14 protein-coding genes and 1 pseudogene are annotated in these 15422 nt (G+C 61.9%); 10 read left to right on the top strand and 5 right to left on the bottom strand.

Features of this window, described 5'->3' with window-relative positions:
• Positions 1–291 precede the first annotated feature (291 nt).
• Positions 292–456 carry a hypothetical protein gene (locus AA309_RS35075; protein WP_160310409.1) on the top strand — a complete coding sequence of 55 codons (165 nt, stop codon included), beginning with the start codon at positions 292–294 and terminating at the stop codon, positions 454–456.
• Here the strand turns inward: AA309_RS35075 and AA309_RS05825 are convergent, their stop codons facing one another.
• The 5 genes and pseudogenes from AA309_RS05825 to AA309_RS05805 form a co-directional block, all read right to left on the bottom strand.
• Entirely contained in the window at positions 457–1362 is a 906-nt protein-coding gene (locus AA309_RS05825) for a YihY/virulence factor BrkB family protein (protein WP_084730917.1), read from the bottom strand.
• A gap of 103 nt (positions 1363–1465) precedes the next feature.
• On the bottom strand, positions 1466–2221 hold the full coding sequence (locus tag AA309_RS05820) for a HugZ family pyridoxamine 5'-phosphate oxidase (protein WP_047188030.1): 756 nt from the start codon (positions 2219–2221) through the stop codon (positions 1466–1468).
• Positions 2222–2425: 204 nt separating this feature from the next.
• Entirely contained in the window at positions 2426–3508 is a 1083-nt protein-coding gene (locus AA309_RS37385; protein WP_342027931.1) for a sensor histidine kinase, read from the bottom strand.
• Positions 3509–3596: 88 nt separating this feature from the next.
• Positions 3597–4283, bottom strand: a pseudogene (locus AA309_RS36275) (PAS domain-containing protein); the annotation flags it as partial.
• Positions 4284–4393: 110 nt separating this feature from the next.
• Entirely contained in the window at positions 4394–5137 is a 744-nt protein-coding gene (locus tag AA309_RS05805; RefSeq protein WP_047188028.1) for a Crp/Fnr family transcriptional regulator, read from the bottom strand.
• A gap of 137 nt (positions 5138–5274) precedes the next feature.
• On the opposite strand from AA309_RS05805, the gene AA309_RS05800 reads away from it, so the two are divergent.
• From AA309_RS05800 to AA309_RS05760, 9 genes are all read left to right on the top strand, one after another.
• On the top strand, positions 5275–5661 hold the full coding sequence (locus AA309_RS05800; RefSeq protein WP_047188027.1) for a response regulator: 387 nt from the start codon (positions 5275–5277) through the stop codon (positions 5659–5661).
• Between the two features lie 178 nt (positions 5662–5839).
• Positions 5840–6325 (top strand): Spy/CpxP family protein refolding chaperone, encoded by a 486-nt coding sequence (locus AA309_RS05795; RefSeq protein ID WP_047188205.1) that lies wholly within the window; start codon positions 5840–5842, stop codon positions 6323–6325.
• Positions 6326–6749: 424 nt separating this feature from the next.
• Positions 6750–9623 carry a cyanophycin synthetase gene (gene cphA / locus AA309_RS05790; protein WP_244470269.1) on the top strand — a complete coding sequence of 958 codons (2874 nt, stop codon included), beginning with the start codon at positions 6750–6752 and terminating at the stop codon, positions 9621–9623.
• A 115-nt stretch (positions 9624–9738) separates the two neighbouring features.
• Positions 9739–10593, top strand: a complete 855-nt coding sequence (locus AA309_RS05785) for a cyanophycinase (protein ID WP_047188026.1) — start codon at positions 9739–9741, stop codon at positions 10591–10593.
• 148 nt (positions 10594–10741) lie between these two features.
• Entirely contained in the window at positions 10742–11032 is a 291-nt protein-coding gene (locus tag AA309_RS05780) for a hypothetical protein (RefSeq protein WP_047188025.1), read from the top strand.
• A 307-nt stretch (positions 11033–11339) separates the two neighbouring features.
• Positions 11340–12146, top strand: a complete 807-nt coding sequence (locus tag AA309_RS05775; RefSeq protein WP_047188024.1) for a cytochrome c oxidase subunit II — start codon at positions 11340–11342, stop codon at positions 12144–12146.
• A gap of 61 nt (positions 12147–12207) precedes the next feature.
• Entirely contained in the window at positions 12208–13986 is a 1779-nt protein-coding gene (locus tag AA309_RS05770) for a cytochrome c oxidase subunit I (protein ID WP_047188023.1), read from the top strand.
• Positions 13979–14683 carry a cytochrome c oxidase subunit 3 gene (locus AA309_RS05765; protein WP_047188022.1) on the top strand — a complete coding sequence of 235 codons (705 nt, stop codon included), beginning with the start codon at positions 13979–13981 and terminating at the stop codon, positions 14681–14683. The genes AA309_RS05770 and AA309_RS05765 overlap by 8 nt, the downstream gene beginning before the upstream one ends.
• Positions 14684–14697: 14 nt before the next feature.
• On the top strand, positions 14698–15420 hold the full coding sequence (locus AA309_RS05760; RefSeq protein WP_047188021.1) for a heme-copper oxidase subunit III family protein: 723 nt from the start codon (positions 14698–14700) through the stop codon (positions 15418–15420).
• Positions 15421–15422 lie beyond the last annotated feature (2 nt).

Raw genomic sequence — 15422 nt, 5'->3', positions numbered from 1 at the left:
CCGGCGCCCGTACGACCAAGCCTGAAAGGCCTTGGCGATCATGATGTTAGGTATGGTCTCTTGGATTTTCAAGAGGGCGCGGCAAACGTTTTTTTGATCACGCGATTGCCCTCGAAACGGGCCGGCCACGCTGCTCCTGCACCGCTGGAGCAGCGGACGAGAAAAGTGGACTTGCACTTCTGGGTCCGCTGCTCCTTCTCCGGAGGAGCACATCGTTTTGCGCGGAAAACCGGGTCCACTTTTCCGTATGATGCGCTAGCATCATGAGCATCGAAGAAGGAAGGACAGATCATGCTGCGCGCCATCGCCCTCGCCGTTTTGACGATCCTCTCTGCCCCGTCGCATGCGACGCAGCCATCGGATGAAATCGTCCTTGCCCAACAGCAGCAACAGCCGCCGCAGCAGACCCCGAAGCGCGATTGCGAGAGAAACCGGGACGAGGGCGTCAGCGCCTGATCAGAGCCGGGGCGCGGAAGCAGGTTCCGCCCCAAGTTCCGGCAATACCTGCCCGCCTTTCATCTGCCTGCGCCGGCGCAGAGCGGCGTTGAGTTCGGCGCCGAAGATGAAGATCGCGGAGGAGATCTGCAGGAAGATTAGCGCGGTGAGAATTCCGGCAAGCCCTGCATAGGTGGACTTGATGTGGGCGACATTGGCCAGGAACTCGCCATAGAGCGTCGCCCCTGCAAGCCAGAGAACCAGTGTCGCCACGACGCCGGGAAGAACGTCCCTTGAGTTCGGGCGCGTGTCCGGCAACCAGAGATGCGTGGCCGTCAGCCCAACAACGAGAACGACGGACGCCAGCGCATAGCGCACGAGATCGTAGGTAAGGCGTAACGATTTCAAATCCGTCATGTACGACACCGTCGTGCGCCAGATCGCAGGCCACAGCACCACGAGGACCGACGCCGCCACCAGCGCGCCTGCGCCCATCGCCACGAAGCCGACGCCAATGAGCCGTGCCTGCCACCAGGGCCGGAACCGCGCAACGCCGTAGGCGCGGCAGAGCGCAATTCGCAGGCTCTCGACGCCATTCGTTGCAACGAGCAGCGTGATGACGACAGAGATCGTCAACACATTGCGCTTCGGGATGAGAACCTTGCCGGCCTCGCTCGCCAGCGGACCCGCTACGCCTTCGGGCCAGAAATCGAAGAGCAGGTGGACGATGTGCGTGGAAATGCGCCCTGCGCCGAGAAAGGCCGCCAAAGCCGCCACGCAGATGAGGAATGGAAAGAGCGCGATGACGAGAGAGAGAGCCACATGGCTTGCCATGGCCAAGCCGTCGTTGCGCGCAAAGCTTGCCCCGGCATCGGCAATGGCCGCGAGGATGGAGCGAAGACGGGCAGGAAGGACGGCAAAGGACATCGAGGCAAACGGTGAGATGGATCGGCAGATCGGGCCAGGGGTTTCGCGCGACCCTGATTCCTTGATGCTATTCGAGCTTGTCCATGGCAAGACCTAAGATGCCTCAGGTATCTTTGCTCCGTGCTTCCCGGGCGAGTTCCACGAGCCTGAGGCGCAGCTCCTCAGGGCCTTTCAGCGGCTGCGGGAAGGTGAGGCGCAGCAGTTCATCGCCGAGCGCCAACTGCAATCCTTCCGGATCGATGCCGATCAGCCGCCACGCCCCCTCCCGCGTCCCGCACAGCTTCGTCGCATAGAGCGCCACCGCCTCGGCATGGTCCTCGTTCATGTGCTCGACGGCTCTAGCCTCCTGCTCGGCGAAGCCGGTGAAGGTGGAGAGGTCGGTGAGCAGATCCTCAGCAGCCATGCGGTAGGCGCGGCCGAAACCGCCGTTGAGGCTGCCGGCGGTGACGTTCAGCCGCCAGAACGCGAAATCGGGAAAGTCGACGTACAGAGCAGCCTTGGGATGCTGCAGCAGGTAGCGCCGGCGCACCTGCTGTGCCTTGTTCGAGCCGGGCTCGAGCCGCTCGGCTTCAGCGAGCAGGGTGAGGCGGGGATGGGCGAGAGGATCACCCTTGCCGATGGCGGAAAGCAGCAGCGAGCAGCGCGGGTCGGCGGCGAGCAGGCGGGTGTGGATCGAGAGCTGGGAGGTGAGGATCACAGGTGCGCCGTCAAGGTCGGTGCCGACCGCCACGAGGCTGGCGAAGGGCATGCCGTTCTCCGCCCCGTTCGTCGCCAGCGCCCCCGAGCGGGCGGTGCGCATCAACCTCTTGGCGAGATGCCGCGCCTCGTCATCCACCGGTAAAGTCGGGTCTTTCTCCATAGGCTCACATCCCTTCTTGTCGGGCGGTCAGTCTTACACCCTTCCGGTTCGCTGCGCGAAGAGGGCGGCGCTAGCGCATCGTGCGGAACCGGAGGTCCGCGTCGGCGAAAAAGTGGACCCGGTTTTCCGCGTCACGCGATGCGCTCGCTGAGGGAAGCAAGCATCGGACCCAAAAGTGCAAGTCCACTTTTTTCGTCCGAGGCTCTAGTGCTCTCTGCTGTAGCTTGCAGGCTCCAGCACGAAAGTCTGATGATCCAAGGGAAGGCTGATGGTGCAGCGAAGACCGTCTGGCGTGAAATCCAGCTTGGCCTCACCGCCGAGCTCATAGCTCAAGGTGCGTTCGATCAGCTCGAGGCCAAATCCGCGTCGTCTCGGCTGTTGGGTCGCAAGCGGCACTCCGGTCTCGATCCACTGGAACACGAGCTGCGGCTCGTGCCCTGACCTGTCGATGGCCCAGGTCACCTGAATGCGGCCCTCTGCGGCGGAGAGCGCACCGTATTTCACCGCATTTGTCGCCAGCTCGTGGATGGCGAGCGCCATCGTTTCGGCCGCCTTGGGCTGAAGGCGCACCTCAGGACCGGAAACGCTCTTGACCTGCTCGCCCTCATGGGCTGCGACGGCGCGAAGCTCATCGGCCACGATCATCTCGAGATTGAGGCCTGCAGCCGGATCACGGGTCACAACCGCTTGCACGCGGGCGAAGGAATCGATGCGCCCTTCGAGATGCATGGCGTAATCCTCTGCCGTCTCGCTGGTGGCCGCCGTTCTACGGGCAATGGAGCGGATCACACCCAGGGTGTTCCTGACGCGATGCTGAAGTTCCGCCAGCAGCAGCTTGGCGTGCTTTTCGCTGGCCTTCAGCACCTCGTCTGCGCGCTTGCGCTCGGTCACGTCCTGCCCGATCTTGAGATAGCCCTGGATCTCGCCGCGCACATTGCGCAGCGCTATGGTGCGCCCTTCGATGAAGACGTAGCGGCCGTCCTTGCGCATATGCCAGCGTACGTTGGGCGTGCTTCCTTCCTTGCGCGCAATCTCCACCTTCTTCACGTGCTCGCCTGCCTCACGGTCCTCCGGGGTGAAAAGGATCGCAGCGTCGCGCCCCCGAATTTCGTCCGCTGCATAGCCGTACACCGCTGCGGCCCCCGCATACCAGTCGACGACTTTGTTGTCGGGTGAGGTGGTCAGGATCGCATAGTCGCGCGCGCTCTCCACGATGAGCCGCAGCCGCTCCTCGCTCTCGCGAAGGGCCGCCTCGGTGCGCTTTTGGGCGTCGATGTCGATGTTCATGCCGACCCATTTCTGGATTGAGCCGTCGGCGTTCAGAAGCGGAGTTGCGCGGACATTGGTCCAGCGATAACCGCCCTGGCGCGCGCAGGCGGAACTCGGCATCTACGAGGCGACGTGCTGCAACCGCCTCACGCCATTGCCGCTCCGCATAGGCTCTGTCGTCGGGGTGAATCGCATTCACCCAGCCATAGCCGAGCCATTCGTCCAAACTCTGGCCTGTATACGCGCGCCAAGATGGGCTGTCGGTGACCACGACGCCTGCGGCATTCGTTTCCCAAGTCGCCTGCGCAATTCCTTCCACGAGCATGCGGGCACGCACCTCGCTCTCGCGCAGCGCCTCACGGGCCCGCACAAGGTTGGTCGTTTCTATGACTGTATCAATCATGCCGACGATTGATCCGTCGGCTGCGCGAACGGGGCTATAGGAGAAGGTGAAGTGGGCCTTCTCCGGTTCGCCCGAGCGATCGATGACGAGCGGATAGTCTTCGATGAAAGTCGACTGGCCGGCGAAGGCTCGCTCGACGAGCGGCCCGATTTCCTGCCAAGCCTCGCTCCAGACATCCGCAAAGGAGCGGCCGAGCGCCTCGGGTTTGTTGCCCAGAATGGGGCGGAAGCCATCATTGTAGATGGTAATGAGGTCAGGTCCCCAGACCAAGGCGGCCGGAAAGGCGGTATCGAGCACGAAGGCCGCCGCAGATTTCAATGCGGCAGGCCAAGTCTCTATCGGCCCAAGTGGCGTCCCGGCCCAATCGAACTCGCGGACGCATTCGGCCATCTTGCTGTCGCCGGAGGGCCAGGGCTTTGGCATGCGAGACTTGTCCTGCTGCATGAGACTACCTCTCGCGAGGCAACGACGCAAACCCCACGAAGGTCATGGAGGTTCTGTCACCCCTCATTGGCATCCATCGCGTGACCGTCCCGATCGAGGTGGAGATAGTTGTCGTTGAACATGGCGACGACCTGCAAAGCCTTGAGGTCGGGAATGGTCAAGATCCTTCCTTTCAGGTTCACGAGATTCAAGGCCCTCAGTTCCTGCAGAGTTCGGTTCACATGAACCGTGGACAGGCCCATGGTTTCGCCGAGTTCCGCCTGAGTCACCGGGATCTCGCAGCTATTGCCGTTCGTGAGCCCCACCATGCGAAGCCGGATGAAGAGTTCGCAGAAGAGATGCGCCATACGTTCCGTCGACTCGCGCTGACTGTTGTTGATGATCCATTCCCGCGTGATCGCATCCTCGACGAGCGAATTCCACCAGAAGGCACGACTGAGGCGCGGAAAGGCATCAGTCAGGGCAATGATCGTCTCCTTTGGAATCTCTGCAACGGAGATGGGTGAGACCGCACCGATGGAATGGTCCATCTCCTTCAGGATGAACATGCGCATGTCGCAGATGTCGCCGGGAATGAGATAACCCAGGATCTGGCGCCGCCCGTCCTCGAGCACCTTGTAGCGGCAGGCCCATCCATTCAAAATAAGATGCACCTGTGTGGGCTGGTCCCCCTCGTAGATGATGTCCTCGCGTGGATTGAGCTGGCGCAACTGCAGGGAAGCCGCACGCTCAAGAGATGTCCTCTCCTCATTGGAGAGCTTGGCGAAATGCTCCAGCTTGCGGATCAGGTAGATGGCCATCTGTGCAGCGAACCCATAAAAGCCTTATTCCAAAGAGCCGGGAACGGCGCTCGCTCAACTCATGTTATTCGGAAGGCTATCTGGGGCGCCTATCAGGAAAGCTAAGGCTCCCACGAAACCCGACAAGGAGGACGCGCATGACAACGCATGCCGAGGAAGGAGCACTCGCTCGCTGCCGGGTTCTCGTCGTGGAGGACGAATATTTCATCGCCGACGACATGGCGAAGGCGCTGGAGAAGCTCGGTGCCGAGGTGGTGGGCCCCGTGCCTAAGCGAGAGAAGGCTCTGGCGCTGATCTCCTCGGGTGAAAAGATCGATGCCGCCGTGCTCGACATCAATCTGCGCGGCGAGGAAGTCTTTCCCGTGGCCGATGCCCTTGCCGCGCACGGCATCCCGTTCGTCTTCGCGACCGGCTATGACGCATCCTCGATACCGCCGAGCTATGCCGCGGTTCCACGCTGGGAGAAGCCCTTCAGTCCGGATGCCCTGTCTCGGGCCCTCCCTGCCATTGTGAGAAACGCCTGAGACTGGCTTGAAACGGAAAATGCCTTTGCCGATTTTCCAATCCTAGCGGACCTCATGCACCGAGGAGAGCGCCATGAAGATCTCTGCTTTCACTGCCGCTCTGATGGCTTTCTCTGCTCCAGTGCTGGCCCAGACATCCGCGGCTCAATCAGGATCTCAGATGCCCATGGGCCAGATGATGCAGGCCATGCCTCAGGCCGGCACGGACATGATGCACGATCGCATGATGGGCCGCTTTTCAGCCGAGGACATGAGTGCTTTCGCCGATGCGCATATCGCAGCTCTCCGGGCCGGACTGAGGCTTTCCGCCGAGCAGGAGAAGCTGTGGCCTCCCGTTGAAGATGCATTGAGAAGTCTCGCCCGCCTTCACATGGCTCACATGCAGGTCATGCGCCAGAACCGGGGCATGATGAGAACGGACCCTGTCGGCACGCTTCGCGCCATGGCCGACCATATGAGCCAGGGGGCCAACGCGATGCGAAAGCTCGCCGATGCGGCCGCTCCACTCTATGCAACGTTGGATGAGGCTCAGAAACGACGGCTCCATGTTCTCATCCGCTTCATGCCACGCGCCATGATGGGTCGGGGGATGATGGGGCCCGGCCGCCGAGCCATGATGCGCGACTGGGACGATGACGACGATGATGGTCAGGACAACCGCTGATTCTGAAGGGCCTGATCTCACCATCAGGCATATCTGTGAAACCATTCCTGAACCGTCTTTCGGACAGCGTCATGCTGCCTGTTACTCGCTCTGAGCCGCTCAGGCAGAGATGTCTTTCTGAGGCTCGGACGGGCATCCAATCCATATCCACCTGGAAGCCGCCAGTCGCGTGCTGAATCTCTTCGAAGTCGTTGAAGATAAGCGCAAGATCAAGCTGTCGGTGCCCCGAAATTACTTATGTTAATCGTAGACGAAATAACGTCTGATATTCTTCGTTTCATGTTGGAACAAGAGGCTCTGCTCATGGATTGAGCAGTCCCAAGGTTCATTTTGAACGCTCTTGATCATCTAGAATCCGAAATCACAGCAAAGGTGTGCTGCGTGCGGGCGCAGCCGTCTGCCGCGTTCCATGAGGAGTTCAAGCGTGGGTGAAGATTTTCAGGCGCAGGCCGGATCTGCGGACATCGTATCTCAGCAGATCGATCAAGAACAATCCAACAAAGCCCAAACACCACGCGAGGTCGCAAAGCCCATGCACATTATCGAGCGGGGCGTCTATCGCGGACCTCACCTTTATAGTTCCGCGCCCATGGTCCGGATCAAGCTGGATCTCGGTTCGCTGGAGGACTGGCCCTCCGACCGCCTTCCCGGTTTCACCGAGCGCCTCCTCGCTGTCTTGCCGGGGCTTCATCAACATGGCTGCTGCTTCCATGAGCCTGGCGGTTTCGTGAGGCGGCTTGAGGAAGGAACCTGGCTTGGTCACGTGACTGAGCACGTGGCCATCGAGCTTCAGTCGCTCATTGGCCTTCGCGTGACGCGCGGCAAGACGCGCTCGGTGCGCGGTGAGCCCGGTGTCTACAACGTCATGTACGTCTACGAAGAAGAGGAGACAGGCCTTCTCGCGGGCCGCCTCGCGCTCCAGTTCGTGGACTCGCTTCTCCCGGCCGAGCTGCAGGGCATTCAAGGACTCGACCGCGTCTACAAGGACGAGGAGGAACCTGCACTCCAGGCCGCTTTCGATCTACAGGCCGCACTCGCTGCGCTCAAGAATGTGCATCGCCGCAAGGCGCTTGGGCCGACCACGCTCTCCCTCGTGCAGGAGGCCGAGCGTCGCGGCATTCCGGTCATGCGCCTTGACGATCAAAGCCTCGTGCAGCTCGGAACCGGCCGTTATCAGAAGCGTATCCGCGCCAGCACCACGAGCTTCACCTCCTCCATCGCCACCGATGCTGCGAGCGACAAGGATCTGACGAAGGCGCTCCTTGCCGATTCAGGTCTTCCCGTTCCAAAAGGCGAGGTCGTGCGCAGCCCCGAGGACGCAGTGCGTGCGGCGGAGCGGATCGGCTACCCGGTCGTGGTGAAGCCTCTCGACGGCAATCACGGACGTGGCGTGAGCATCGATCTTTCGACGCCAGAGGAGGTCACACAAGCCTTTGCGGAGGCCGCGCGCCATTCCCGCCGGGTCATCGTCGAGAGCTGCTTCAAGGGGCGCGACCATCGCATTCTCGTGGTGAACGGCGAGGTGGTGGCCGTGGCCGAGCGCGTGCCCGCGCATGTGGTGGGCGACGGGCAGCGCAGCATCGCCGCGCTCGTGGAGGAGGTGAATCGCGATCCGCGTCGCGGCGAGGGCCATGAGAATGTCATGACCCGCATGATCCTCAACGATCATGTGCTTGGCTTTCTGGCGAAAGCAGGCCTGACGCCTGAGAGCGTCCCCGCGGCAGGCCAGGTCATCTATCTCTGCGATACGGCCAATCTCTCGACGGGTGGAACGGCGGTCGACCGCACGGACGACATTCACCCCGACAATGCCCTGATCGCGCGCCGCGCCGCGCAGGCCGTGGGTCTCGATGTCGCCGGCATCGATTTCATCGCTCCCGACATCGCACGCTCGGTGCATGAGACTGGTGGCGGCATCATCGAGGTCAATGCGGCGCCAGGCTTCCGCATGCACCTGCAGCCCTCCGAGGGACGGCCGCGCAACGTGGCTCGGCCGGTGATCGACATGCTTTTCCCGCGTGGCACGCCCACACGCATCCCGATCCTTGCGGTCACGGGCACCAACGGTAAATCCACCACCTGCCGCATGGTGGGTCATATCCTGCGCGCTCACGGGTGGAATGTGGGCCTCACCTCGACAACCGGCATCTACGTGAACAATGACCGGGTGATGGAAACGGATGCCTCTGGGCCGTGGAGCGCCCGCGTGGTGCTGCGCGATCCGACCGTGGACGTGGCGGTTCTGGAAACCGCCCGTGGCGGCATCCTGCGCGAGGGTCTCGGTTTCTCGGAATGCGATGTCGGTCTCGTCACCAACATCCAGCCGGATCACCTGGGCCTCAAGGGCGTCGACACGGTCGAGGACCTCGCCTGGGTCAAGTCGGTTGTGGTCGAGGCCGTTCATCGGAACGGCACGAGCATCCTCAACGCCGACGATCCGCTCACCGTCGGCATGCGCCGTCGCGCCGGCGGGAGGATCGGCTATTTCTCGCTGCGTGGCGGTGCCGACATGCCCGAGTTCCTGCGGGAGCACATCGAGAATGGCGGCTTTGCCGTCGTGCGTGAGCCTGGCCGCTCCCCCGGCGGCCAGATCGTGATCCACGACGATGGCGACAGCATCCATGTGACGCGAGCGGCTGAAATTCCGGCAACCCTCGGTGGTTTGGCGGAATTCAACGTGCAGAACGCCATGGGCGCCGTGGCCATGGCCTATGCGCAGGGCGTGCCGGTCAATGTCATTCGAATGGCTTTGTCCACCTACACCAACTCGTTCGCGCACAGTCCCGGCCGCCTCAACGTGTTCGATGGACACGGCTTCCGGGTGATCCTCGACTATGCACACAACCCGGCAGGTCTCCAGGCCCTGGGCGATCTCATCCTCAAGCTGCGCCAGCACCATCGGCGCGTGATCGGCATGATCAACATCCCCGGCGACCGCCGCGACGACGACATGCGGGTCATGGGTGCGCTGGCGGCGCGCTACTTCGACGAGATCATCTTCCGTGAGGATCCTGCCCGGCGCGGGCGACAGCCGGGCGAGATCGTCACTCTGCTCGCCGAAGGCGCACTGGCCGTCGGATTCCCCGAGGACCGGATCAAACGGATCCTCGAGGAGGACCAGGCTGCGGATATCTGCTTGGGCATGGCGCAGCCGGGCGACCTCGTGGTGCTCACGCCCACGGATGTAGAGGCCATGTGGCAGCAGGTTCTCAACTTCCAGCCTCGTCTCGCCACCCGTTTCGACGTGGAAATCGAAAGAGCGGAGGAGCCGGTGACGTCCTGGCGAAAGAGCGCCTGATCCCCCACCCCCATAAGCAGGGCATGCTGTGCCCTCAAGCTGGGCGGAGCGTCGCTTGCGCTCCATCTATCCGCCCACGCGAAAACATTTCGGGACGAGAAGAGCATCGGGAGCCATGGCGGAACACAGGAAGCGAGGCTCGAAGGGGCCGCTCATTATGATTGGCGGCGGCGAGGACAAGGAAGGCGATCGCACTATCCTCCGCGAGGTGGTCAAGCACCTCGACGGCGGCAGGCTCGTCATCGCCACTGTCGCGTCTCATGAGCCCGAAGGCTACTTTGAGGCTTACGAACGCGCTTTCGCCGAGCTCGGCGTTACCGACCTCGTCGAGCTCTACGTCAAGGACCGGGCCGAGACCCTCGATCCCAAAAAGCTCGGCCTGCTCGATAGCGCTGCCGGCGTGTTCTTCTCCGGCGGCGATCAATTGCGGATTTCGAGCCAGATCGGCGATACGCCCATCGAGCAGCGGGTGCGCGAGATCCACGAACGCGGCGGGCTGCTAGCCGGCACGTCGGCCGGCGCCTCCGTGATGAGCGAGACGATGCTGGTGAAAGGCACGAGCGGCGAATCCTACAAGATCGGCGACCTGCACATGGCGCCTGGCTTGGGGCTTGTCCGCAACATGATCATCGACCAGCATTTTGCGGAGCGGGGGCGCTTCGGACGTCTCTTCGGAGCGGTTGCCCACAACCCGCGCGAGCTCGGGATCGGCATCGACGAGGACACCGCTCTCGTTTTCAAAGACGACTGCTTCGACGTAATCGGCAGCGGCTGCGTCTATGTCGTGGATGGCGCAGGCGTGACGCATTCCAACATTGCCGAGGCAGAGCCGGAACGCGCGCTCTCGATGTTTGATGTGCGCCTCCATGTGCTGAGTGCAGGCGACACCTTCGACGTCAGCAAACGCCGCCCCACGGAAGTGCCGGACGTCACAAAGAGTCACGCCATCGAGACGCAGACGATGGGATGACCACCATCGGAGGATCTGCCGTGCGAGGACAATCACGGGTCAGAGGCCATGTGCGCTGGCGTGCCGCGTTCCGAGCGGCTGCTCCGGGGAACAGCAGGCCACCGGGTTTGTTTTATTGCATCCCTCAAAGCAGATATCGGGAAGCTGTATGAAGGTTTTTCTTGCGTCTATCATGCTTACAGGCCTGTCAACCGGCGCCATGGCGCAATCAGCAGCCACAACCTTGGCGATGACCTGCCAGCAAGCCAGACAGATCGTCGCATCGCGCGGTGCAGTGGTGCTGCGCACCGGCCCCACGACCTATGACCGTTATGTTCGCGATTCCAGCTTCTGCGAGCGCTCCTTGACTGCGGACCCGGCATGGGTCAGGACCGCTGACACAGCAAAATGCCCCGTTGGAGGTGTCTGCCGCTCGATCGAGATCGACAACGGGCGGTAAGCTCTCCGGGCGTCATCAGCGAGGCGACTCCGCCACCAGCAGGCCTGCATCCGGCGCGTCCCGGCTTTGTTATGCTCAGGCTCTCGTTGACCAACTCAGCCGTTAGGTATAGCTTTGAGCGACCTTAACAGGTAATCTTCATCGTATTAGGCCTGTGAAGATTTTTCCTGGGAAGCGCAGTGTTGTGCGCGTCGTCGTGTTGTGTCGACTAAAGCGATTTCGAGTTTTTCTTGAGAGATTGCTTTAGCCGAGAAGTTATCGCCTTCTGTTTCATGCCAGCAGCCTCTTAAGGCAAGGGTGAACGGGGATGGCTGTAGCGCTTATACTGGTTCTGATCACCGTCGGCTCGGTGGTTTTCCATCTTGTGAGCCCCTGGTGGTGGACGCCCATTGCCTCGAACTGGGGCTATATCGACTCCACGATCGTCATCACCTTCTGGATCACGGGCGCGGTCTTCGTCGCGGTCGTTTTCTTCATGGCCTATTGCGTCTACCGCTTCCGGCACCAGCCGGGTCGGCAGGCGCATTACGAGCCAGAAAGCAAACGCCTGGAGCTGTGGCTGACCATCCTCACAGGTGTCGGCGTCGCGGCCATGCTGACGCCGGGCCTGTTCGTCTGGCGGCAATTCATCACGGTCCCCGAGGACGCCACCGACATCGAGGTTCTCGGCCAGCAATGGCAATGGGCCTTCAGGCTGCCGGGCCCGGACGGCAAGCTCGGCATGACCGACACGCGCCTCGTCAGTCCCGACAATCCGTTAGGCATCAGCCGCGAGGATCCGAAGGGGCAGGACGACGTGATCATCGAGGGCGGCGAGTTGCGTCTGCCCGTGGACAAGCCCGTCAAGGCACTGCTGCGCTCCGTCGATGTCATCCATAATTTCTACGTGCCGGAAATGCGGGCCAAGATGGATCTGGTGCCGGGTCAGGTCTCCTACATCTGGTTCACGCCGACGAGAACCGGAACCTTCGAGATCCTGTGCGCGGAACTCTGCGGCGTGGGCCATCCGCAGATGCGGGGAACGGTCGTCGTCCAGGAACAGAAAGACTATCAGGCATGGCTTGAGGGACAGGCGTCGCGGAATTTCGCGCGTCTTGCGCCCGCAGTCCAATAAACGAACCGTCGAACAGCGACGGGCAAAGGGGGCAAGGGAAACGATCAGGGAGAGGATCCTGATGGTTGACGTTCCACTTGGTCACATCGGGCCGGCACATGCGGCCGATGTCGACGATGTCGAGCTGTATCACCCGCATAGCTGGGTCACGAAATACGTCTTCAGTCAGGACGCGAAGATCATCGCCATCCAATATTCTGCCACGGCTCTGACGGTTGGCCTCATCGCACTCGTGCTGTCGTGGCTGATGCGCCTGCAACTCGGCTTCCCGGGCGTCTTCTCCTTCATCGATGCCAACGCCTATTATCAGTTCATCACCATGCACGGCATGATGATGGTGGTCTATGTGCTGACCGCCCTCTTCCTCGGCGGCTTCGGCAATTACCTCATCCCCCTGATGGTCGGCGCGCGCGACATGGTGTTTCCCTATGTCAACATGGTGAGCTTCTGGGTCTATCTGCTGGCCGTGCTGATCCTGGTCGCGAGCTTCTTCGCGCCAGGCGGGCCTACGGGCGCGGGCTGGACGCTCTATCCGCCTCAGGCCATTCTCTCGGGCACGCCGGGAGGACAGGACTGGGGCATCATCCTGATGCTCGTCTCGCTGATCGTCTTTATCATCGGCTTCACGATGGGCGGCTTGAACTATGTGGTGACCGTGCTGCAGGCGCGGGCGCGCGGCATGACGCTGATGCGCATGCCCCTGACCGTCTGGGGGATCTTCACCGCGAGCTTCATGGCGCTCCTCGCCTTCCCGGCTCTCTTCGTCGGCTCCGTGATGATGCTGTTCGACAGGACCCTCGGCACCAGCTTCTTCATGCCGGCCATCGTCGAGATGGGCCAGACCCTGGATCGCAGCGGCGGGAGCCCGATCCTCTTCCAGCACCTCTTCTGGTTCTTCGGCCATCCGGAAGTCTACATCGTCGCGCTTCCCGCCTTCGGCATCGTCTCCGATCTGATCAGCACCCATGCGCGGCGCAATATCTTCGGCTATCGCATGATGGTCTGGGCGCTCCTGGCGATCGGCGCGCTCAGCTTCATCGTCTGGGCGCACCACATGTATGTGAGCGGCATGAATCCTTACTTTGGGTTCTTCTTCGCCACGACCACGCTCATCATCGCGATTCCGACGGCGATCAAGGTCTATAACTGGGTCCTGACGCTCTGGCGCGGGGACATTCACCTGACCGTGCCGATGCTGTTTGCTCTCGCCTTCATCGTCACCTTCGTGAATGGCGGGCTCACGGGCCTCTTCCTCGGCAATGTCGTCGTGGACGTTCCGCTCTCCGACACGATGTTCGTGGTCGCCCACTTCCACATGGTCATGGGCGTCGCGCCGATCCTGGTGATCTTCGGCGCGATCTATCACTGGTATCCGAAGATCACGGGGCGCATGCTGAACGACCCGCTCGGAAAGCTCCATTTCTGGGTCACGTTTCTCGGCGCCTACGCGATCTTCTTCCCCATGCATTATCTCGGCCTCATGGGCGTTCCGCGCCGCTATCATGAGATCGGCGAGATGGCCTTCGTTCCGGCCTCGGCCCATACGCTCAACGCCTTCATCACCATCGTGGCGCTGATCGTCGGCGCGGTTCAGCTCATCTTCGTCTTCAACCTGTTCTGGAGCCTGCGCTACGGAAGACCCTCCGGCGGCAATCCCTGGAGGGCAACGACGCTCGAATGGCAAACGCCCGAAACACCGCCTCCACATGGCAATTGGGGCGCTAAGCTGCCGGTCGTCTATCGCTGGGCCTACGACTACAGTGTGCCGGGCGCGGTCGAGGACTTCCTGCCGCAGAACCAGCCGAGCGCGCAACCAGCGTCAGGAACGATCCATGGGTAGCATCCTCGTTTTCCTGACTGCGCTGCTCATCATTGCCACATGGTGGCTCTCGCGGCAGGGCCTGATGTCGAAGCCGTGGCTCGAACAGGGTGTTGCCGTCGACTGGCTAGCCGCCAGACGCGCACCTTCATCTGCCGCGAAGGTCGGCCTCGGCGTCTTTCTTGCCGTGGTCGGCTCCCTCTTCGCTCTCTTCATCAGCGCCTATGCGATCCGGATGCAGATGCCGGACTGGCGTGCGCTCCCGCTTCCGAAGATCCTGTGGCTGAACACGGGTATGCTGGTCTTGAGCAGCGTCGCATTGCATGGGACACGAAAGGCGGCGCGCCGCGGAGAGGACGAGGAACTGCGGCTCGGTCTTCTCGCGGCCGGCGTGACGGCTCTGGCCTTCCTGTCCGGCCAGCTTCTGGCCTGGCGGCAACTAACGGCCGATGGCTATCTCCTGGCGTCCAACTCAGCCAACGCGTTCTTCTATGTGCTGACGGGAATCCATGGCCTGCATCTCTTAGGCGGCCTGATAGCCTTGGGAAGAACCATCGCAAGGGCGTGGCGAGGCATCGCACCGGAGCGTCTGCAGCTCAGTGTGGAGCTGTGCGCCACCTACTGGCACTTCCTGCTTTTCGTCTGGCTGGTTCTTTTGAGCGTCCTGACCGGTTGGGCCGGGGATGTGATCGATATCTGCCGGCAGCTGCTGGCTTGAGAGGAGCTCTGGTCATGGCGGAGCACACATTTTCCAACTTCGAAACAACCCACACTCACAGCTCCGGCCTGCGCAGCATCGCGACCGATTTTTCCTCCGACAGGAGCGCGTTCAAGAACGTGTCCTGGGGCAAGGCGATGATGTGGATCTTCCTGCTGAGCGACACCTTCGTCTTTAGCAGCTTCCTCATCGCCTACATGACAGCGAGGATGTCCACGACGGTGCCGTGGCCCAATGCCAGCGAGGTCTTTGCGCTCACCATCGGCGGCGCGACGCTGCCGCTGATCCTGATCGCCATCATGACCTTCGTGCTCATCAGCAGCAGCGGGACCATGGCGATGGCGGTGAATTGCGCCTACCGTCGCGACCGCAGGAAGACCGCAGCCCTGATGCTTCTGACGGCGCTCCTGGGCGCCACCTTCGTGGGCATGCAGGCTTTCGAGTGGACCAAGCTGATTCATGAGGGCGTGCGGCCCTGGACCAATCCGTGGGGCGCGGCTCAGTTCGGCTCCACCTTCTTCATGATTACGGGCTTTCACGGCACGCACGTGACCTTCGGCGTGATCTTCCTTCTCATCATCGCCAGAAAGGTCTGGCGTGGCGACTTCGATCACGAGCGAAAGGGCTTCTTCACCAGCCGGAAGGGCAATTACGAGGCCGTCGAGATCATGGGTCTCTACTGGCACTTCGTCGATCTGGTGTGGGTCTTCATCTTCGCCTTTTTCTATCTCTGGTAAGA

Source organism: Microvirga vignae (assembly GCF_001017175.1).
Classification (GTDB): Bacteria; Pseudomonadota; Alphaproteobacteria; order Rhizobiales; family Beijerinckiaceae; genus Microvirga; species Microvirga vignae.
Note: the sequence above shows the minus strand (reverse complement) of the source record. Positions and strands in the feature narration are given on the sequence as shown.